14 protein-coding genes are annotated in these 20,693 nt (G+C 67.0%); 9 read left to right on the forward strand and 5 right to left on the reverse strand.

Annotated features, from left to right (window positions below):
• Positions 1 to 5: 5 nt before the first annotated feature.
• Complete coding sequence (locus ACWDXS_RS00945) at positions 6 to 2,771, reverse strand: AMP-binding protein (protein WP_449960663.1); 2,766 nt, start codon at positions 2,769 to 2,771, stop codon at positions 6 to 8.
• Positions 2,772 to 2,840: 69 nt separating this feature from the next.
• A complete protein-coding gene (locus tag ACWDXS_RS00950; RefSeq protein ID WP_378989633.1) occupies positions 2,841 to 3,452 on the reverse strand; it encodes a malonic semialdehyde reductase in 612 nt (203 codons plus the stop codon).
• Positions 3,453 to 3,574: 122 nt separating this feature from the next.
• On the opposite strand from ACWDXS_RS00950, the gene ACWDXS_RS00955 reads away from it, so the two are divergent.
• Both ACWDXS_RS00955 and ACWDXS_RS00960 read left to right on the forward strand, forming a co-directional pair.
• On the forward strand, positions 3,575 to 4,246 hold the full coding sequence (locus ACWDXS_RS00955) for a TetR/AcrR family transcriptional regulator (protein ID WP_449960666.1): 672 nt from the start codon (positions 3,575 to 3,577) through the stop codon (positions 4,244 to 4,246).
• 609 nt (positions 4,247 to 4,855) lie between these two features.
• Positions 4,856 to 5,992 carry an acyl-CoA dehydrogenase family protein gene (locus ACWDXS_RS00960; protein ID WP_449960669.1) on the forward strand — a complete coding sequence of 379 codons (1,137 nt, stop codon included), beginning with the start codon at positions 4,856 to 4,858 and terminating at the stop codon, positions 5,990 to 5,992.
• A gap of 77 nt (positions 5,993 to 6,069) precedes the next feature.
• Here ACWDXS_RS00960 and ACWDXS_RS00965 read toward each other — a convergent pair whose 3' ends face one another.
• Positions 6,070 to 7,026: a helix-turn-helix domain-containing protein gene (locus tag ACWDXS_RS00965; RefSeq protein ID WP_449960672.1), complete on the reverse strand. Its 957-nt coding sequence runs from the start codon at positions 7,024 to 7,026 to the stop codon at positions 6,070 to 6,072.
• 638 nt (positions 7,027 to 7,664) lie between these two features.
• Between ACWDXS_RS00965 and ACWDXS_RS00970 the strand changes: the two genes are divergently transcribed.
• The 5 genes from ACWDXS_RS00970 (at position 7,665) to ACWDXS_RS00990 (ending at position 15,728) form a co-directional block, all read left to right on the forward strand.
• Positions 7,665 to 8,417 carry a bestrophin-like domain gene (locus ACWDXS_RS00970; RefSeq protein WP_449960674.1) on the forward strand — a complete coding sequence of 251 codons (753 nt, stop codon included), beginning with the start codon at positions 7,665 to 7,667 and terminating at the stop codon, positions 8,415 to 8,417.
• 1,138 nt (positions 8,418 to 9,555) lie between these two features.
• Positions 9,556 to 10,977, forward strand: a complete 1,422-nt coding sequence (locus tag ACWDXS_RS00975) for a family 2B encapsulin nanocompartment shell protein (RefSeq protein WP_387446828.1) — start codon at positions 9,556 to 9,558, stop codon at positions 10,975 to 10,977.
• A gap of 4 nt (positions 10,978 to 10,981) precedes the next feature.
• Positions 10,982 to 13,267 (forward strand): terpene synthase family protein, encoded by a 2,286-nt coding sequence (locus ACWDXS_RS00980; RefSeq protein ID WP_449960678.1) that lies wholly within the window; start codon positions 10,982 to 10,984, stop codon positions 13,265 to 13,267.
• On the forward strand, positions 13,264 to 14,655 hold the full coding sequence (locus ACWDXS_RS00985) for a family 2B encapsulin nanocompartment shell protein (protein ID WP_387446832.1): 1,392 nt from the start codon (positions 13,264 to 13,266) through the stop codon (positions 14,653 to 14,655). The genes ACWDXS_RS00980 and ACWDXS_RS00985 overlap by 4 nt, the downstream gene beginning before the upstream one ends.
• A complete protein-coding gene (locus ACWDXS_RS00990) occupies positions 14,652 to 15,728 on the forward strand; it encodes a family 2 encapsulin nanocompartment cargo protein polyprenyl transferase (RefSeq protein WP_449960681.1) in 1,077 nt (358 codons plus the stop codon). Before ACWDXS_RS00985 ends, ACWDXS_RS00990 begins: the two co-directional genes overlap by 4 nt.
• An 87-nt stretch (positions 15,729 to 15,815) precedes the next feature.
• On the opposite strand, the gene ACWDXS_RS00995 is transcribed toward ACWDXS_RS00990, so the two are convergent.
• Positions 15,816 to 17,636: an ABC transporter ATP-binding protein gene (locus ACWDXS_RS00995; RefSeq protein ID WP_378989644.1), complete on the reverse strand. Its 1,821-nt coding sequence runs from the start codon at positions 17,634 to 17,636 to the stop codon at positions 15,816 to 15,818.
• 77 nt (positions 17,637 to 17,713) lie between these two features.
• On the opposite strand from ACWDXS_RS00995, the gene ACWDXS_RS01000 reads away from it, so the two are divergent.
• Positions 17,714 to 18,151 (forward strand): MarR family winged helix-turn-helix transcriptional regulator, encoded by a 438-nt coding sequence (locus tag ACWDXS_RS01000; protein WP_449960684.1) that lies wholly within the window; start codon positions 17,714 to 17,716, stop codon positions 18,149 to 18,151.
• A gap of 73 nt (positions 18,152 to 18,224) precedes the next feature.
• Here the strand turns inward: ACWDXS_RS01000 and ACWDXS_RS01005 are convergent, their stop codons facing one another.
• Complete coding sequence (locus ACWDXS_RS01005) at positions 18,225 to 19,790, reverse strand: FAD-dependent monooxygenase (RefSeq protein ID WP_449960687.1); 1,566 nt, start codon at positions 19,788 to 19,790, stop codon at positions 18,225 to 18,227.
• Between the two features lie 203 nt (positions 19,791 to 19,993).
• Here ACWDXS_RS01005 and ACWDXS_RS01010 point away from each other — a divergent pair, with 203 nt between their 5' ends.
• Positions 19,994 to 20,623, forward strand: a complete 630-nt coding sequence (locus ACWDXS_RS01010; protein ID WP_378989648.1) for a TetR/AcrR family transcriptional regulator — start codon at positions 19,994 to 19,996, stop codon at positions 20,621 to 20,623.
• Positions 20,624 to 20,693 lie beyond the last annotated feature (70 nt).

Genomic DNA, 20,693 nt, shown 5'->3' on the forward strand with positions numbered 1-20,693 from the left:
TCTCCCTATCGGTCGGCGTCGGCGAGTGCCCGGTCGAGTTCCTTGCGCAGAACGGACTGGAACGCGGTGACGTGCCGTGGCCCCATCAGCGTGTAGTGCTCGCCGGGGACGTCGATGTAGCGGTTGGGTTCAGTGGTGAACTCGTCCCACCGGCTGAGTTCGTTGTCGATCCAGTCTTGTTTGGTGCCGCGCAGGGGAACCGCGCAGAACACGCTCATCGAGCGCACGGCACCACCGGGCGAATACGTGCGGCCCAGGCCGGTGAGACCGTCGGCGAGCTCGGCCCATGCCGTGAACTTCGTCAGGTCCAGATCGAGTTCGGCGATCCGTTCGGGTGGGGCGAGCTCGATCAGGCGTGCGAGCTGCCGGCTCTTGGGCAGTGCGCGCAGCTCGGCGGGCAATTCGGCGGCCTGCCGCTTGCTGATCAGGTCGAGGAACATCGCCAGATTCGCCGCGGTCTCGGTGAAGTCCAGCTCGTCCATCCGGTACTTGATATGCGGTGGCAGGTTGAAGCTGCCGAGGAAATCGACCCGCTCACCCTCGGCCTCGAGTCGCTTGGCGATCTCGAAAGCCACCGCGGCACCGAAGGAGTAACCGGCGAGGGCATACGGTCCGTGCGGTTGCCGTCGGCGGATGGCATCGAGATAGACATCGACCATCTCGTCGAAGGTGTGGAACGGCTCCTCACCGCTGTTGAATCCGCGGGCGCGCAGCGCGTAGAACGGCCGATCGCCGACGAAGTACTTCGCCAGGTTGACGAAGACCAGGACTTCGCCGACGCCGGGGTGGACACAGAACAGCGGCGTTTTGTCGCCACTGGTCTGCAACGCCACGATCGGATCGTATCGGCGCGGTCCGTCACCGCCGCCGTCGACGATGGCGGCCAGCTCCCGCACCGACGGGGCGGTCAGGATGGCGATGATCGGCAGGGTCGCCACCTCGAAGCGTCGCGCGATCTGCTGCTGCAATCGAAGGATGTCGAGCGAGGTGCCACCCAGATCGAAAAAGCTTGCCGTGACGCTGATTTCGGTGACCGGAAGATCGAACAGCTCCGCGTAGACACCGGTCAGGATCGACTCGGTGTTGCCCTCCGGTGCCGAATATCCGCCGAGCTGACGGGTTGTGACAGCCGCGGTGTCGGCGATGACCTGGTCGTAGCCACCCGATTCGAGCCGTTGCCGCATGCGTGGCCGCAAGGTCTTACCCAGACTCGTCTTGGGAAAGTCCGCCTTGTCCAGCGGCAGGATGAATCCGGGCCGGAACCCGCACAGCAACACGACCGTGGAACGCACCGCGGTCAGCAGGCGATGCAGACCGGCTTCGTCGGCCCCGGTCTCGGCGTGGATGGCGATCACGAGCTGTTCGGTGTCGCTGCCGGGGCGCCGCGTCGGGAACGCGGCGACATAGCCGGGGGAGATGCCGTCGAGTTCCTCGATCGCCGTTTCGATCTCGTGGCTGAAATAGTTGACGCCGTTGACGATGACGCTGTCCTTGCTGCGCCCGACGAGCGTGAGCCTGCCGTCGGCCAGCCGCCCGAGATCGCCCGTGCGGAACCAGCCGTCGGCGGTGAAAGCCTCGCGGGTGGCGTCCGCGTTGTTGAAGTAGCCGTGAGTGACCATCGGGCCGAGCAGTTGCACCTCGCCGGTCGCACCGTCGGGTAGTGACAGGTCTTCGTCGTCGGCGACCCGCAGCTGCAATCGGGGCACCGGATGTCCGACAGCGGCGAACTCCTGCCCGGTGTCGGCACTGGGGAAATCGCGATTGTAGATGCTGCCCGCGCAGGTCTCGGTCATCCCGAACGCGGGCCACAACGCGGCGTCGTGCAGTCCGCAGGCGGCGAAGGTCTGCAAGAACGTCTGTCCCGTCGCGACCACATTGGCTTCGCCACCGCTCACGATGTGGCGCAGGCAGGTCAGATCGAGCAGGTCGCTGTCGCTTTCTGGTTCGAACAGCGCATTCAACTGGCCCAGTAGGAAATTCGGTGTGAATGTCATGGTCACCCGGTGGCGGGAGATGATCCGCAGGAACTGCATCGGGTCGTCGGCGACGATCTCGCTCGGAGCATGGATCTGCTGCGCTCCGGAATACAGCGGAAGCAGATGTGTTTCCAGCAGCGCCGCGACGTGGTCGAACGAGATCCAGTTGAAGGTGGTATCGGCCGGGGTGAGGTGCTGCACCGCCGACTTGCCGGCCATGGAGCTGAGCAGGTTGCCATGGGTGAGTGACACCGCTTTGGCGTTTCCGGTGGATCCGGAGGTGAGGACCAGCAGCGCGAGGTCGTCGCTGCTCGCGTGGTGCACGAACGGTGGGTGTTCGCCCGTCCGCAGGGATTCCACCGTCACCGGCGCCAGTCCTGACACGGCGGGCATGGTGTCGCGCATCGCGAGCGATGTCACCACCAGTGGGCCTTCGAGCAGTTCGCCGACATGGCGCAGTGCGCTCGCCCAGCGCGTCGGGTCGGCGGGCTGGGCGACCATGGGACACGGGACGAACCCGCCGAGGAAACAAGCCCACAGCACGGTGACGAAGTCTTCGTGATCATCGAGCAGGAGAACGACTTTCGACTGTGGTCGCAGCCCTTGGTCGCGCAGCGCGCCGGTCAGCCGCAAGGCGTCGTCGAGCAGTTGTGGATGGGAACGATGGACCCGAACCGCGGGTGCGTCGGCGGTGCGTTGCAAATAGGTCGTGCCGCTGGTCGGATGATGGCGCGCGGCGTGCAGGAGAATTTGTGGTACCGACTCGGCGTCGCGTACCGCATGCGGTACAGGCACCGTCGAAAGAATCGATGTAGCAGTCATTTTCACCTAACCACTGATCAGACGTGCGGCGAACCGCGATGTTCAGGCAGTGCCGAAGACCTCGTCGTACTCGAGCCGGGGAAGGCGGCCCATCCAGGCGTCCGGGCCTGGCTTGCCGATGTTGATGACGCACAGCGGTGCGTGCCTGCCGTCGGGGAAGAACTCCCGGGCGATGGCGTCGGCGTCGAATCCGACCATCGGGCCTGCCGCGAGACCCGCGGCCCGGATTCCGATGATCAGGTACGCCAGCTGCAACGCCGCGTTGAACGTGGCCGACTTCTCGCGCACCGCCGGGTCGGCGAAGACGTTCTGCGGGTTCTCCATGAAGGGAACCAGTTTGGGCAGCTCGTCGTGGAAATCGAGGTCGGCCCCGAGCACGACTGCCAGTGGCGCCTGCGCGGTCTTGTCCTTGTTGCGATCTGTCATGGCCTCGACCAAGCGCGACCTCGCCTGGTAGGAGCGCACGAGGACGCCGCGAAGGGGTTGCTGGTTCATGGAGGTCGGCCCGAATTTCACGAGTTCGTAGATGGCGCGGAACTGTTCGTCGGTCACCGGCTCGTCGGTGAAGGTGTTGGCCGTGCGGGCGGTGCGGAACAACAAGTCCTGCGCTTCCGCGTCCAGTGCCAGCTGCTCGGTCGATACCGTCGCCGCCATGAAACCCTCCAGGGTGAGTTGATTAGACTAGTCGGTCCAGTCAAGTAAATAGTAGATAGACTGACTCGTCCACCCGTACTGTTGGTGACGCGGGTCACTCACCACGAAAGGCGCAGACGGACATGTCGACATCGGCCATACGCTCGAGTGGATCCGGTGGCCGCCCACCCGGCGGCGACCCGGGTAAACGTCGAGCCATCCTCGATGCCGCGATCGATACGTTCCTGCGAGACGGCTACGAGCGGGCGACCCTCGACGTGATCGCCGAACGGGCCGGCGTGGCGAAGCAAACCGCCTACAACCACTTCGGTGACAAACAGACCCTGTTCCTGGCCGCTGTGGACGACGAACGCAGCCGTGTCGCCGCGAACTTCGGCACAGACATCACCGGCGCGGATCAGGCCGACGATCTCGATGCCATCACCGCTCTCGTCGAGATCGGCCACCTCGTCCTGCGCGTCCTGCTCGACGAGCGCGCCTCCGCGCTGCGCCGCCTGGTCATCAGCGAGGTCGCCCGCATCCCGTCCCTGCGCCCTGCCTGCGCGGACGGCGAACCGAAACAGCTCGTCACGCAGATCGCCGACCTGCTGCGTCGCCGCAGTGAACGAGGTGAGCTCGATGTCGACGATTCGTCGACCGCCGCCCGGCAGTTCGTCTCACTGCTCGTCCAACAGGGTCTGCACGCCTCGATGTACGGCACGATCCCACTGCGTGCCGACGACGCCGCAACGATCTGCACCGAGGCCGCCCACCTCGTCGTCCGCGCCTACCGCCCGGCCGCGGATCCCGACTGATGGACCGTGACTTTTGTCGAGATCGCGGTCCCGGTTGTGCGGAATGTAGGCAAAGGGCTTGTGTCGCTTGCCATTGAGGTGCGCAGGGGATTCGATCCCCGGAGCGATCGGGAATGGGCGCGGCATCGCTGTGCGAGAGGCTACAGCGCCTAGGATGGATCCTGCCCCCGCGACGTGGCGGCGGCGCGTGGGTGCACGGGGAAGGCTCGCCTCGACCGGTCGACCGGTCGAGGCGAGCCGCACCGCCTTGCGAACGCCGAGGGCGTCAGTGATTACTGCGCGATCGCTGATCATGGGGAGGTCGGAGGGAATCCATCCGATCAGAGAGACAGCATGACAGCGACCATCGCCGTTTGCCCGAGCAGCTGAGCTATCGGATCGTCGATTGTTGTGCCCATTTTCCCATGGGACTCCGGTCCACCGACACGTTCTGATCTGACACTGGACAAGAATCCCATCGTCGTGGCACTTCGCGCCGACCGGAGGTGTTGAGGACGGTCGTGGACATGCCTTCGGCGGCTTCTTCCAGCCCGGCGCGCTGCGTATTCTGGTCGGATGGTCTCCGCAGGTATCGCGGCGATCGAATTCCTTGTGAGCGGAGGGTAATTCGTGAGCAGCGCGCAGGTCGGGTCGTCGCGAGGGGTGGGCGAACAGGAGATCCTGGATCGGGTGGCCGAACTGGCGGTGGGGTTTGCCGCCGACGCGGCCGGCTATGACGAGCGGGCCGAGATTCCGGTCGCCGAGCTGACCGCACTGCACGATGCCGGGGTTGATCGGGCGGTGCTGCCTCGGCGGCTGGGTGGGCTCGGATCGAGCTATCAGTCGTTCGGGACAGTGGTGCGGATTCTGGCGAAGGCCGATCCGTCCATCGCGACGATCTGGGTGATGCACGCTGGTGCGGGCGTCGCACTGGCCGAGTTGACCGGGGATTCGGCGGGGTCGTTCTTCGCCGAGGAGTTCCTCGCGGGTAAACGGTTCGCCAACGCGTTGTCCGAGCCGGGCAGCGGGAACCGGTTTCTGCAACCACAGCAGGTGGCCGAACCTGTGGTGGGCGGCTGGTCGCTCACCGGCGCGAAACGGTTCGTCTCCGGTAGTGAGATCGCGGACTACCTGCTCGTGAACGCGCTGGTTTCGGGGGCACCGACGTTCTTCGGGGTGGTACCGGACGAGTCCGTATCGATCATCCCGATCTGGGACACCCTCGGTTTGCGCGCGACCCGCAGTCAACTGCTGGCCTTCGACAACACCGTGTTGCGCGCCGAATACCGTGGTCGTGCACCGGGACCGGGTGATTTCGCGGTGATCCCGGCCGGGTTGCCCGCCATCTCCCTCGGCATCGCCGACGCGGCGCTCGCCGCGTTGGTCGCGCACGCCCGGTCGCGGATGATCCTGGGCAATCCGCTGGCCGAGCAACAGTGGGTGCAGCACGAGGTCGCCGACGTACAGGTACGCCTCGCCGCCGCCCACGCCCTCTACGACCAGGGTCTGCGCGAGGCCGACGGCGCGAGCCCCGCCTTCTTCTCCACCCTGTCGCGGGCGAAGTATCTCGCGAACAAGGTGGCAGTGGACGTCGCCCAGTTGGGTGTGCGCGTGGGTGGAGCATCGGGGTATCTGCGTCAGTCGCCGATTCAGCGGCACCTGCGCGACGCCGAGGCGGGGCAGCTCATGGCGTACTCGACCGAGGTGCTGGCCGGTGAGATCGGCCGGGAGGTGCTCGGCGCCGATGTGCCGCCGCCGAGCTCTTGATCACCTCGGTCGAGATCGGTTGTCTTCCAATACTTCAGGTGCCACGGCCGTCGTCGGACGTGGAGCTACCGGAGTCACTATCCGGCCATGGCGTCCTTGCGCCGTGCGGCGCGGTAGGCGGCCGGGGTGACCCCGTACTTGGCGCGGAATGCTCGGGAGAGTTGATCGACCGTGCGGAAACCGCAGCTGTCGGCAATGTCGCGCAGGCCACGGGTGTCATCGCTGAGCGCGCTCGCCGCGGCAGCCAGCCTGCGGGTGCGGATGAGCCGCCCCACGGACAGGCCCTGGAGTTCGAACGCCCGGAACAGGGTCCGCCTGCTCACGTGCAGCCGGACCGCGACCGCATCGGGATTCACCGCCGGGTCCGCGAAATTCCGGTCGATGAAGTCGGCCGCGCGGCGACGCAGCACATCCTCGGTTGTCAGCTCCCTCGTCGCATCCGTGAGATCGCGTTCGAGCAGCGCGACTATCGCCGCCCGGAACAAGATCTCGTCGATGCGAGCCACAATTCGCAGATGGTCGGGACTTGTTGCGCCACAGGCGATATCACGGCCGAACATCAAGGCAGACACCGCCGCGCGCGACAGCGCCCAGGACCAGCCGCCTGCCGCGGCCGCGTCCAGTCCCCACGCGGTCAGCGAATCGACCGGTAGGTAGAGGTACAGCACATCGGTGGCCGGAGCCTCGCAGCGCGCGAGGGTCGACCGGAACGGGCTGTCGAGGCACACCGCGAAAGCCTCACCGGCCACCGCGGTCGATCGGTGGCCTCGTTGCTCGAGCGTGGCCCGCCCGGCCAGCACCAAACCCAGTTGCAGGTATTGGCTGTAGTGGTCGTCGCCGACGCCGGCGCCGCGCTCGGCGGTGATGTCCGAGGATCGCAGCCGGGCGACCAGCACCGACCCGGTGCTCGAGGTCCACAGCGTGGCAGCGAAATCCTCCCGGGCGCGCAGGCGGCAGCCGAACGCCACCCGCTGCAAATCGGGCGTCCCGCGGAGGGCCACACCCTGGTCGGCGGCGGGGCCCGGTCGCTCCAAGGGGCACACAGTTGCCGGTCGAATCAATTCGCTCGCCGATTGCCCCAATTCGAACAAAACGGACTTCTCTGGCACTGGGACCCTCGGAAAGGCCTCCGTTCGGTCGGAGTGCTGCTCGCCGTGCTCGGTTCGCCCTCCGGTCTCGATCCTGTGCGCGTCCGCCTCGCTGTGCATATTCCACCTCCGCGCTGGGGGTGCGCGGTCGCCGGAAACGGGTAGGACGCGGATCCGTCACCGGTTGCCTGCACCTGTCGACAATGGGAGTTGCTCTCGAAAAACCAAGGATAACAGCGTAATTCGCTGACATAGTACGGTCTATCGGATCTCGGTGTCACCTCGTGGGCGACACTCGCATTCCGTGCCAGGTTCGCCGGGATGTCGTGCCAGGACGGGTTGCGCGGGCCGTGCTCTCGACTGCCTCGAAGGCGGTTCCCGCCTGCCGATTTCGGTCATCCGGTAGCCATCGGGGGCGCTCGTCGATGGTTTGCCTGGTTATTGCGGCACTCCTGCCTGCGGCCTAACCTCGACACCGTTGGCTCCCTTGCTATTCCGCGTTCACCGGTCGCAGGATTCCTCATCGTGTCCTCCCTGCTCGCGCGCATTCCTCGCTCACCTCGACGACAAAGGACTACTGAGACATGCTGTGGGAAGCACTGCTGTGGGTGATCGTCGCCGCAGGACTGGCCGGAACCGCCGCCTACCTGCTGCGCAGGCGCGGCAAGGGGCGCGACGGAGAGGCCACCAACGAGTCGGTGGGGCAGGTGTTCACGCTCGTCGGCGGACTACAGGTGGTGCTCGCGTCGTTCCTGCTCATCGGCGTGCTCGACACCAACGCCGGTGCGGCGAAGGCGGCATCGGACGAGGCAGACCGGCTGCTCGCCTTGCAGTGGGCGGGCGACGCGTTGTCCGAGCCGGCCCGCAGCACCGTCACCAGGGCTGTTCACTCCTATACCGGCCAGGTGATCGAGGTCGAATGGCCAGCCATGAGCTCCGGTGGGAGTGTCGATGACAGGGCGTGGAACCAGTTGTCGGCGGTGCGTACCAGTATTGCGGCCAGTCCCGCCACCGACGAATGGCAACGTTCGCGTCAGATCGCGGCAGCCGATCGGCTGTGGGAGGTCTACGAGGCAAGGCAAGCCAGGATCGAGGCCGCGGGCAGCGCGCTGTCGCCGATGATGTGGCTGGCGCTGGCACTCGGCGCGATTCTGTCGGTGGGTTTGTCACTGCTGTTCTCGGGCACCAGCGCGCGCATTCACGTCGTGGTGGTGGCCAGCTTCGCGGCGGTGGTGACGTTCATGATCTTCACCATCTTCGAGCTACAGAACCCCTATGGCCGAGCGGCGGCTGTCGCACCGACGGCCTTCGACGCCGTGCTGGTGCAACTGAGGTGAAAAAGACTGTGCGGAGAGGGATCTGGGCTGCCGCACTGGCGGGGGTGGGCCTGTTCGCGCCCGGATCGGTCGGTGCGGTTCCAGGTCCGGTATCACCGTCTATCGAGCCACCGAGCGTCGTCGTACCGCGAAACACGCCGCGAATCGGGACGTTGACCACCGCCCCACCGGAACCCGCGGAGACGCTACGCGTACCGCCGCCTCTCGCGACGACCGGCCAGCTTCCTCGGTCGGTGCCGCGGTACGAGGAACCGGAGGTCACCCGGCGGCCGTTCGTGGAACCCCGGCTCCCCGGTCAGGGCGACCGGCCCGATCTACCGGAGACGACCACGCCGAGAAGGCCGTTCGAGAAGCCGGCTGTTCCTTCGTTCGGGCGGCCGACTGTTCAGGTGCCGGTACCGCCTCGCGGTGGTCTGGAATTGCCCGCTCCGGCCCGCCCGTTCGATGGACGGGAAGCGCCGGTTCCGCAGGCCCCGCGTCCGCTCCCGTTGCCTGCTCCGGCACCTCCGCCGTTCCCGTTACCTGCTCCCGCGCCGCCGAAGCCGCTGCCTGTACCACCGCCACCTCCCTCGGTCCCGGCCCCGCAGCCGACTGTGCCGCCTGTCCCTGAACCGTCACCTCCACCGGAACCTCCTCCGCCACCGCCGAGCGTGTCGGTCAGCCCCCCGCCGGCCCCGATTCCATCACCCGTGGAACCGCCACCGAGTCCACCCGTCCCGGTCCCCAGGCCGGTGAGGTTTGTCTCGCCGCCCGAGAAGGAGCCGGAGGCGGTGGTTGCCCAGCCGGTGGCGGTCGAACAGCGACGCTGGGCGCTCACCGCCCTGCTGCTGGTCATCGGAAGCGCGGGTGCGGGGAGGGCGGCGATGAGGCGCTCATGAGTCACTGAAGTAGACATGCAGCGTCCTCATGGCAATGCAACGAGGGCTGATCCAACCTGGCTACGGGCACGCGCGAGAATCGTGAAGAGCTACGAAAGCACTTCTCGCACAACAGGTTTCGAGCCATTTTGCTCCGTAGATCGCGCACGATCCGCTACAGTCGCTTCTGCCACAATCGATAGCCGGTGGATAACTGATTCGTTCACTCCCCGTGGTGTGTCATCTCGTTTCTCCCATGTCTCTCGAAGCAGGAAGAACTCATGACTGAACTGGCTGAACCATTCTCTGGAACCATCGCCGCCGCCCAGCTGAGCCTCAGCACCGTCGCCGCGCGCAACCTCGCAACCACCACCAAATCCGTGCCGCAGATGCAAGGCATCACCTCGCGGTGGCTGCTGAAACTGCTGCCCTGGGTGCAGGCCGACGGTGGTGTGTACCGCGTCAACCGCCGCCTCACCTACACCGTCGGCGACGGTTTGATCACCTGCTACGACACCGCGGGCCAGGCGCGGGTCCTCGCACCCGACCTGCGTGAACTGCGCTATCTGCGTGACTACACCGACGATGCCGCCCTGCAGACGGTGGCGGACTCCTTTGTCGAACGCCAGTACGCGCCCGGCGACATCATCGCCGAAGCAGGCCGACCGGCCGAAGAGCTGGTGGTCCTCGCCCACGGCAAGGCCGACAAGCTCGGCACCGGTGCCTACGGGGAGTCGACCGTCCTCGAGATCATGACCGACGGCCGGTTCATCGGTGAACGAATCCTCGGCGCCGACGCGCAGCCATGGGACTTCACCGTCAAAGCGGTGACGGCGTGTACCTGCCTGGTCCTCACCGACCGTGCGCTGGCCGAGGTCAGCGCACGGATCGAAGGATTGCGCGAACACGTTCGGGCGGCCCAGCTCGACGGCGCCGTCACCGACGAGCGGGCCAACCCCTACGGCGAGAGTTCGATCGAGCTCGCCTCCGGTCACGAGGGCGAACCGCAGTTGCAGGGCACCTTCGTCGACTACGACCTGTCCCCGCGTGAATACGAGTTGAGCATCGCCCAGACCGTGCTGCGGGTCCACAGCCGCGTCGCCGACCTCTACAACAAGCCGATGGACCAGATCGAACAGCAGCTGCGGCTGACCATCGAAGCCCTGCGCGAGCGGCAGGAAGACGAGATGGTCAACAACCGAGACTTCGGACTGCTGCACAATGCCGCACCGCAGCAGCGGATCAGTACTCGCACCGGAGCTCCGACACCGGACGACATGGACGAATTGCTCGCCCTGGTCTGGAAGGAACCCGCGTTCTTCCTGGCCAATCCGAAGGCCATCGCCGCCTTCGGCGCCGAATGCAGCCGCCGCGGCATCTATCCGACGAGCACCGAGCTGAACGGACATCGGGTGCCCTCGTGGCGCGGGGTACCGATCCTGCCGTGCAACAAGATCGGCACCTCGGCCGGCCGCACCACCTCGATCATGCTGATGCGCACCGGTGAATCGTCACAGGGCGTGATCGGCTTGCGCCAGACCGGAATTCCCGACGAGTACGAGCCCGGACTGAACGTGCGCTTCATGGGCATCGACGACAAAGCGATCATCTCCTACCTGGTCAGCACCTACTACTCGGGTGCGGTGCTGGTGCCCGATGCCCTCGCGATCCTCGAGAACGTGCAGCTCGGCGCCGAGGGCTGACATCGTGCAGCCCTTCGAGCTGCCCGAGTTCTACGTCGCTCATCCCGCGCGGCTGAACGCGCACGTGGAACAAGCACGGGCACATACCAAACAGTGGGCCTACGAGATGGGAATGCTCGGCGACACCGTCGGTGGCGATGTGGTGTGGGACGAGCCGAGTTTCGACGGCATGGACTACGCCGGTCTGTGCGCCTACACGCATCCAGAAGCCGGCGCACCGGTGCTCGACACCGTCACCGACTGGTACACCTGGGTCTTCTATTTCGACGACCACTTCCTCGACGCGTTCAAACGCACCGGTGACATGGACGGTGCACGACGGTATCTCGACCGTCTGGCCACGTTCATGCCGCCCGACGGTGCCGCGATGCCCGAGCCGACCAACCCCGACGAACGCGGTCTCGCCGACCTCTGGACCCGGACGGTGTCGTCGATGTCGGAATGCTGGCGCGAACGGTTCCGCGAAAGCACCCGGAACCTGCTGCTGGACTGTGTCTGGGAGATCGGCAATATCAATACCGCCCGGATTCCCAATCCCATCGACTACATCGAGATGCGTCGCAGGGTCGGCGGCGCACCGTGGTCGGCCGATCTGGTGGAGTACGCCCGCGGCGTCGAAATTCCCGAAGCCATCGTCGGCACCCGGCCGATGCGCGTGCTCAAGGACACGTTCTCCGATGCCGTGCACTTACGCAACGACATCTTCTCGTATCAGCGCGAGACCGAGGAAGAAGGCGAGGTGAACAACGGAGTCCTGGTGGTAGAGCGGTTCTTCGACTGTTCGCCACAGCAGGCCGCCGACATCGTCAACGACCAGCTCACCTCGCGGATCCACCAGTTCGAGAACACCGTGCTCACCGAGCTGCCGCTGCTGTTCGACGAGCACGGGCTGGACGCGGTGCAGTGCGCGGCGGCGCTGTCGTACGCGCACGGTCTGCAGGACTGGCAGTCCGGTGGCCACGAATGGCACCTGCGGTCCAATCGGTACATGAACGGCTCCGCGGCGACGGGACCGATGTCGTTCGGTCCCGCGGGAATCGGCACCGAACTGGCCAGACCCGGGTTCTGGAAAGGTCTTGCCGGGCCGGGCGGCGCGCGCAGCCACACCCGGACTCCGTTGCGCCGCACCGGGCAATTGCCGCTGCCGGACTTCGACGTGCCGTTCGAGTTGAGTCTGTCACCGCACCTGCCCGTGGCACGCGCGGCCAGTATCGACTGGGCGCAACGGGTCGGATTCCACGATCCGCTGCCCGAGCTCGGTGGGCGGCAGTTGTGGACTCGCGAGGATACGGCCGGATTCGATTTCGCGCTGTGCTCAGCCGGTTTGGACCCCGACGCCGATGTCGACGTGCTCACGCTGTCGGCCGAATGGCTCACCTGGGGGACCTGGGGCGACGACTATTTTCCTACTGTCTTCCCACCCACCCAGGGCGCCGCCGCGATGGCCGGCGCGAAAGCCTGCAATGCCAGACTGTCGACGTTCATGCCGCTGGACCTGAAACCTGTTGATACACCGGTCAACCCGCTGGAACGGTCGTTGGTGGACCTGTGGTCGCGCACGGCGGGGCCGATGTCGCCGACGGCTCGGCGCACCTTCCGGCAAGCGGTGGAATCCATGACCGAAAGCTGGTTGTGGGAGCTGGCCAACCACATCCAGCATCGCGTCCCCGATCCCGTCGACTACCTCGAGATGCGCCGCCGCACCTTCGGCTCGGATCTGACGATCGCCCTGTCGAAGATCGCCCGCGGCGGCCTGATCCCCGATGCGGTGTTCGAATCCACCACCATGCGCGGCATCGAACACGCCGCACAGGATTACGGCTGTTTGATCAACGACTTCTACTCCTACCAAAAGGAAATCGAATACGAATCCGAGCTGCACAACGCGATTCTGGTGGTCGAGTCGTTCTTCGATTGCGACCGCGACGTCGCCGCCACCGTCGTCGATGACCTGATGCGGGCCAGAATGCGGCAGTTCCAGCGACTCGTCGACGACGAATTGCCCGTCCTGTTCGAACACCACCGGCTCGACGACACCGCTCGCGCGGCGCTGACCAGCTACATCGACGAACTGCGTGATTGGATCGCGGGCATCCTGCACTGGCATCGCGGCACCAGCCGCTACCGCCCCGAGAACTTGCGCCGCCCGGTCGGCCAGCAACCGCGAACCGCCGCCCGCCCGGTCCACACGTGGGGACCCTCGGGCATCGGCACCGCCGCCGCCCGGGTTCGACCCCGAGTCGGATCCGTCGCCACCCATGCCACCTCGCCGGGAAGGACCTCCTTGTGACCAGCACCGCCCAGAACCCACCGACAGCGCTCGGTGTCGCCGCCGCCCGCACACTGTCGACCACCACCAAATCTGTTCCGCAGATGCAGGGGATCACGCCCCGCTGGCTGCTGCGCATGCTGCCCTGGGTCGAGGTCGACGGCGGAACCTACCGGGTCAACCGGCGCCTGACCTACACCGTCGGGGACGGCTACGTCACCTGCACGCTGGCCAACGGCCGGTACCAGGTGGTCCCCGCCGAACTGCGCGAATTGCGAGCGCTGCGCGATTTCGACGACGACGACACATTGCGCGAGATCGCCCACCTGTTCACCCAGCAGGAGTTCGCGGCGGGGGAGACGATCTGCGAGTTCGGCAACGAAATCGACGCGGCCTATGTGCTCGCCCACGGCCGGGTCGTGCTCTCCGGCCCCGGCGACTACGGTCAGCAGGTACAGCTGGACGTGCTCGACGACGGCAGCCACCTCGGTGCCTCCACACTCCTTGGCGGGCAGGCTATTTGGGAGCACACGGCGACCGCGAACACCGCCTGCACGGTTCTGGCGTTGCCGCGCGCCGTGTTCGACGCCCTGTGCGCCCGAGAACCGCGCCTCGCCGCCCATGTCGCCGGCCTCGGAGCCGCGGTCGCCGCCGAACGAAGCGGTGCCGACAAATACGGTCAGGCGGCGATCGGACTGCTGTCGGGCCAGCAGGGTGAGCCGACGCTGCCCGGGACCTACGTCGACTACGACCAGCAACCACGCGAACTCGAGCTCAGCATCGCGCAACTGCTGCTGCGCGTACACACCCGGGTCACCGACCTCTACAACAAGCCGATGAACCAGCTCGACCAGCAGCTGCGCCTGTCGATCGCGGCGTTGCGGGAACGCCAGGAACGCGACCTGCTGACCCACCACGACTACGGTTTGCTGCACAACGTCGACCCGAGTCAGCGGTTGTGTTCGGCCACCGGCCGCCCGACACCCGAGGACCTCGATCGCTTGCTGGCCCGCCGTCGCAAGACCGCGTTCTTCCTCGCCCACCCCCGCGTCATCGCCCAGTTCGGCCACGAATGCACAGCCCAGGGCGTCTACCCCGATCACACCGAAATCGAGGGAAGACGGGTGCACGCGTGGCGCAACGTGCCGCTGCTGCCCTCGGACAAGATTCCGATCTCACCGAGCGGAACCAGCACGATCTTGGCGATGCGGATCGGTGAATCGGATGACGGGGTGATCGGCCTGCGCCAGACCGGTCTGCCCGACGAAGTCGAGCCGGGCGTCAACGTCCGCTTCACCGGCATCGACGACCGCGCCATCGCCTCCTACCTCATCAGCGCCAATCATGCTGCGGCAGTGCTCGTTCCGGACGCACTCGGCGCGCTGACCGAAGTGCAGGTGAATCGATGAGCACCCCGGATGTCGCGACCACACCGATCCCGGTGCCCACACCCGCTGTTGCGCACAGCTCACGCACGGCCGCCGACGTCCTCGATCAATGTCGGGAGACCTGCGCGGCCACCCTGCATGCCACCGTGCAGATGATGCCTGCCACGGTCCGCACGATCGTGGGCTACCACTTCGGCTGGTGGGACAAGACCGGCCGACCGGAACGTCACGACGGCGGCAAGGCCATTCGCCCCGCCCTGGTTCTCTCGGCCGCGCGGTTGACCGGCGGCGACGTGGGAGATGCCGTGCGCGCTGCCGTCGCGGTCGAACTGGTGCACAACTTCTCGTTGCTGCACGACGACGTGATGGACCGAGACACCACCCGACGGCACCGGCCGACGGCGTGGACCGCGTTCGGGATCGGGCCTGCCATCCTCGCCGGCGACGCGCTGGTGGCCCAGGCGTATTCCCTGCTCGCCGCGGAGCCGGACACACCGATCGTCGAAGCGACGAATCTGATGAGCCGCTCGGTGCTGCACCTCGTCGAGGGGCAGTGCGCGGACCTGGGATTCGAGCGGCGCACCGATGTCGAGCTCGAGGAGTGCTTCACCATGGTCGACCAGAAGACCGGGGCGCTGTTCGGGTGTTCGGCCGCACTCGGGGGCCTGTTCGGAAACGCGGACTCCGGTGAGCTGTTGCGGCTGCAAGACTTCGGCAGGCGCTTGGGCCGTGCCTTCCAGCACACCGACGACCTGCTCGGCATCTGGGGCGACCCCAGCGTCACCGGCAAATCGGTGTTCTCCGACCTGCGCAGCCGCAAGAAGTCGTTGCCGGTGGTGTTCGCACTGCGCTCGAACACCCCGGAAGCGGGCGCCCTCGCCGACCTCTATCTCCGTGAGAAGCCGCTCGACGACGCCGAATTGGTCCGTGCCGCCGAGCTGGTCGAAGCCGCGGGCGGCCGGGAATGGAGTCGGCTGCAGGCCAGGCAACTGTACGAGGAAGCCATGTCGACGATCAGCGAGGTCGGGGCGAACGCCGAAGCTCTGGCCGACCTGGACCTGCTCGCGGCGCTGGCCGCGAACCGAGACTGCTGAGCCGAGTGCTTCTCATGTCACCGCCCGATCGCGGCCACGGTCCCGATCGGGCGGAGGCTGATTCGAGATTCCACGGCACAGCACCGATCAGGCCGCCACCACGTCGGCGGCGCCGTTGAGCCGGGCATAGCGTCCTCCGTCGTCGACCAGGGACCGATGGTTTCCACGCTCGGCGACCCGGCCATGGTGCAGGACCGCGATCTGGTCGGCATCGCGGATGGTGCTCAGCCGGTGCGCGATCGTGATGACCGTGCGGCCCTGGGCGACCACGTCGATGGCTGCCTGCACCGCACGCTCGGTCTCGTTGTCGAGGGCGCTCGTCGCCTCGTCGAGTACCAGCACACGCGGGTCGCGCAACAGGGTGCGCGCCAGCGCGATCCGCTGCTTCTCACCGCCGGAGAACCGATGACCGCGCGACCCGACCACAGTGTCGTAGCCCTGGGGCAGTGAGGCGATCAGCTCGTGGATCTGGGCGGCACGGGCCGCGCGCTCGATCTCCGCATCGGTCGCACCGGGCTTGGCATAGCGAAGGTTCTCACGAATGGTCGTGTGCAGCAGGTACGACTCCTGCGACACCACGCCGACGATGCGAGCGAGGGTGCCGAGCTCCAGGTCACGGACGTCGACGCCGTCGATGGTCACCCGGCCACCGGTCGCGTCGTGCAGTCGCGCGACGAGCGAGGCGAGGGTGGTCTTGCCGGAACCGGTCTCGCCGACCAGAGCGAGCGTCGACCCGGGAGGTACGACGAGCGAGACGTCATCGAGCACATCGGGGCCCGCGGCGTCGTAGCGGAAGCTGACATGCTCGAACCGGACTTCGCCCACGACATCGCGTGGGTCGAGGTCGACCGGCTGGGTGGGTTCATCGATCTCGACCGGAAGGTCCAGGTAGCCGAAGATCCGGCTGAACAAGGCCATCGAGCTGGTGACTTCGACACCCACATTGAGCAGAGCCATCAGCGGCCTGAACAACCCTGCCTGCAACGTGGTGAAGGCGACCAGGGTGCCGATCGTCATGCCGCTGCTGGTCGCCGGAAGACCGGCGGCGAGGTAGAGCAGCGCCGGGATGGCCGCGAAGAGGATGCTCATAGTGGCCATCCGCCAGCGGCCCGCGAGCTGTGAGCGCACTTCGAGGCCGACCAGGTCATGCGAGGTCTGCTCGAACTGCGCGGACGCGAGAGGACCGGTGCCGAGGGTCTTGCCCAGCTGGACGCCGCTCACCGAGAGTCCTTCCTCGACCTGGCCGTGTAGATCGGCGAGGTGACGTTGGCGCTGGGCGGTGATGTCGCGTCGCAGCAGCGCTACGCGCCGGGTCAGCCAGATTGCCGGCGGCAGCACCACCAGCGACAGCAGCGACAACCGCCACGACAGCACGGCCATCGCGACGGCGGTGCCGACCACGGTGGTGACATTGCTCGCGATGGCGGTCGCGGTGCTGGTGACCACGGATTGCATGCCGCCGACATCGTTGATCAGGCGCGACTGGACCTCACCGCTACGGGTGCGGGTGAAGAACGCCAGCGACTGCCGCTGTAGGTGGCGGAACACGTCGGCACGCAGGACATGCATCACCTGCTGCCCGACCGTGGTGGAGATGAGTGTCTGGCCTACGCCGAGCACGGCGGTGAGCACGGTGACGGCGAGCATGCCGCCCACGGCCCAGAGCAGGAGTGGGACGTTCTGCTGGGGGAGCGCGTCATCGATCACCAGTCGCAGCAGGAACGGCGAGGCGAGGCCGATCGTCGAACCCGCCACGATCAGGACGGTCAGCAGGGTGAGCTGAAGCCGGTACGGCGCGAAGAGCGCGGCGATCCGGCGCAGGGACACGGGGGACTCGCGCAGTTGTGCGCGATCGGCCGGGTCGGGTCGGCGGGCGCGGCCGCCGCCGGCGGAGACTTTCACTTCCATCTGCAACCCCCTTGGGTTGTGTTTATGCTGAGGTTACCTCACTATCTGGTAGGGGAAACAAAGCGAGAGGCGGGTTTATGCCCGACAACGAGAGCGACCTCCTGATGCAGGTCGCCAGGACGCTCCGTCGGCGCTGGTCGGCGGCGTACGCGCCGATGGGTCTGACGCCACACCAGGCCCGCGCGCTCCGCGTGGCCGGCGAGCACGACGGTCTCCGGCTGTCGGCCATCGCGGACGCGTTGCGGATCAGCGCCCGGTCGGCCACGGAAGTGGTGGACGCGCTCGAGGAAGCTGATCTGGTCGCGCGACGGCCCGACCCGACCGACCGCCGCGCGATTCTCGTGGTGGTGACCGCGCTGGGCAAGCGGACTCTCGCAACCTTGACTGCCGCCCGGACGAAGGACGCCGACGACTTCTTCGGACGACTCACCGACGATGAGCGCGCTTCGCTGCGCGACATTCTCGGCAAGCTCGTCTCCGAGGGTGAGGAGCAGATTTACCCGATCCGGCGCTGAGCGCGGAACATCGAGCGGTGTTGACCTACCGGTGATTTCATGTCGTCGTGACGGATGAGGGACTACCGACCCGTCAACGGTCAGATGCCGGCGGGTTCGTGGGGCGGAAACAGCGCTGCAGTGCCGTGCGGAGCGCCTGTCGGTCCGCGCTGTCCGGGCACCGGGATGCGGTTGCCCATGCGACATAGCAGTCCGGGCGCAGGAGCAGGGCGGTGGGCAATCCGGGTTGGGGGCGTGCGGTGACGATGTCGAGTTGGTCGTGCCACTCGGGCAGCGTTTCCGCCAACCCCGTGTTCCCGGTCAGGTCGAGCAGCAGTGGCCGTGCAGTCCTGGTCAGCTCGGCCAGCCGGACGGTCCCGTTCGGGGTGGTCAATTCCATGTCCGGCGCGAACCGGCCGATGAGCGGGTGGGTATCGGGTCCGCCCGTGTCGTAGCGGATGTCGGCGCCCGCGGTGAGGGCGGCGAGACGCTGCACGGTGTCCTGGTCGCGTAGTAGTTCGGTGAACAGTTCGCGCAGGGCGGTGACGTCGCTGCCCGGGGCGATCAGCGCGGATTGTGCTTGGGCGTAGGTGACCATGCGGGAGGCGGCTTGCCAACGTTCGGCCTCGTAGCTGTCGAGTAGGTCGGTCGGGGCGTTGCCGCGGATGTCGGCGGCGAGTTTCCAGCCGAGGTTGGCCGCGTCCTGCAGGCCGAGATTGAGCCCAGGGCCGCCTCCTGCAGTGTAGATGTGGGCGGCGTCGCCGATCAGGAACACGCGGCGGTCTCGGAATCGGTCGGCGATTCGGGTGTTGCCACCGCTGAGCCGGCGCAGCACGTGCGGTTCCTGGCCGGAGGGCGCGCCGAGTGGGATGTCGGCGGCGAGTACACGGTCGACGCTGGCCCGAAGCTCGTCGAGGCTCATGGGAGCGTCGGTCTCGGGCTGGTCCCACTCGATGGTGCTGATGAGCGGCGAATGGCCGGGGAACGGCGCGTAGGAGAAACCCCCGTGCTCGGTGCGCAGTGGCAGGAATGGTTGGACGGACCCGTAGCCGGGCACAGTCAGGACGCCGGTTGTGGGGTCCACCCAGTCGGCCGGGACGGTGGCGTGCGCCGCCCGGCTGGTCGCGCGGTCGTAGGTGACACCGGGGAATCCGATGCCGGACAGCGTGCGGGTGACGCTGTGCGCCCCGTCCGCGCCGACGAGATAGCGGGCCCGCAGGCGGTAGGTTCCGTCCGGGCCCGCGACGTCTACGGTGACCATGTCGTCGTCTTGTGCCAGGCCGACGACCTCGTGTCCGCGCCGGATCGCCGCGCCGAGTTCGACAGCACGCTGTTCCAGGACCTGTGCGATGTGGTGCTGCGGCGCCGCCAGCCCGAAGACCGGGCTGTCGTCGAGCAGGCTCAGGTCCAGGGCCATCGCGGCGAACATGAAGTAGGTGGAGTTCGGTTGCGGCGGCGCCGGGCTGCCGCTGAGCCGCTCGTACAAACCCCGCCTGTCGACCAGTTGCACGACCTGGCCGAGCAGCCCGTTGGCTTTCGGTTCCTCGCTCGGTTCGGGTAGGCGCTCCAGCACGATCGGCCGGATCCCGGCCAGGCTCAGCTCGCAGGCCAGCATCAGCCCGTTCGGGCCGGCTCCGCTGATCACAACATCGACGGTCATCGGTGATTTCTCCTTCATCGGGATGGAAAGACGCGCAGCTCGCGCTCGACTTCGTCCAGGTCGACGCGCGCACGGGAGATCGTGCCGCCCCTGCCTCTCATCGACCTGGTTCCTGTCGGTCGGGGATGAGGAGGCCAGACTAGAGGACAAAAGTGCGTGCACGCAATTTTGCGTGTGCGCAAAGTCGATGGAATACTGAAGCGGTGACGACACGACGGGCAGGGTTGCGCGAGCAGAAGAAGCGGGCCACCCGGGAGGCGCTGTGCGAGGCGGCACTTCGGCTGGCGCTCGAGCGCGGGCCGGACAACGTGCGCGTGGACGACATCGCCGAGGCCGCCGGCGTCTCACCCAGGACCTACAACAACTACTTCTCCAGTCGAGAACAGGCGATCGTCGCTGCCATCACCACGGAACGGGAAACGCGGGTCGCGGCGGCAGTGGCAGCTCGGCCCGCCGCCCGACTCGCCGATGCCGTCATCGACGCGATCGTGGATCAGTACACCGCTCAGGACGAATCCGGTCGTGACGCGCTGCTCCTGATCGCCGGCCATCCCGCGCTGCGTGACGCCTTCGTCCATACCTCCACCGCGATGGAACATCCTCTCGCCGACGCGATCGCGGCCCGCCTCGGCGACATCGACCCGCACACCGCCCGCGTGCTCGCGGCCAGCGTGACCGCCGCGGTTCGCGTCACCCTCGAACGATGGCTCCAACCGGCCCCCGTGAGCAGCGGACTCGTCGTGCCATCCGGCGCGTTACCGGAGCTGCTCCGCGCCGGACTCGCACCACTCGCCCCCGCACTCGATGCCGCCGAGAAACGACCACACCGCTGACATTCGTGCACCGCGAAACCCGTGCCCGCGGCCTGATCTGCGCCGATACCGGACTGCTGCGATGGCGGGC

It is taken from the genome of Nocardia sp. NPDC003183 (assembly GCF_053590715.1).

Bases quoted from the DNA above. Each gene is read 5' to 3' on its own strand.
- ACWDXS_RS00950 (WP_378989633.1), bottom strand. From the start codon at position 3,452: ATGGCGGCGACGGTATCGACCGAGCAGCTGGCACTGGACGCGGAAGCG.
- ACWDXS_RS00955 (WP_449960666.1), top strand. From the start codon at position 3,575: ATGTCGACATCGGCCATACGCTCGAGTGGATCCGGTGGCCGCCCACCC.
- ACWDXS_RS00970 (WP_449960674.1), top strand. From the start codon at position 7,665: ATGCTGTGGGAAGCACTGCTGTGGGTGATCGTCGCCGCAGGACTGGCC.
- ACWDXS_RS00975 (WP_387446828.1), top strand. From the start codon at position 9,556: ATGACTGAACTGGCTGAACCATTCTCTGGAACCATCGCCGCCGCCCAG.
- ACWDXS_RS00990 (WP_449960681.1), top strand. From the start codon at position 14,652: ATGAGCACCCCGGATGTCGCGACCACACCGATCCCGGTGCCCACACCC.
- ACWDXS_RS00995 (WP_378989644.1), bottom strand. From the start codon at position 17,636: ATGGAAGTGAAAGTCTCCGCCGGCGGCGGCCGCGCCCGCCGACCCGAC.
- ACWDXS_RS01000 (WP_449960684.1), top strand. From the start codon at position 17,714: ATGCCCGACAACGAGAGCGACCTCCTGATGCAGGTCGCCAGGACGCTC.
- ACWDXS_RS01005 (WP_449960687.1), bottom strand. From the start codon at position 19,790: ATGACCGTCGATGTTGTGATCAGCGGAGCCGGCCCGAACGGGCTGATG.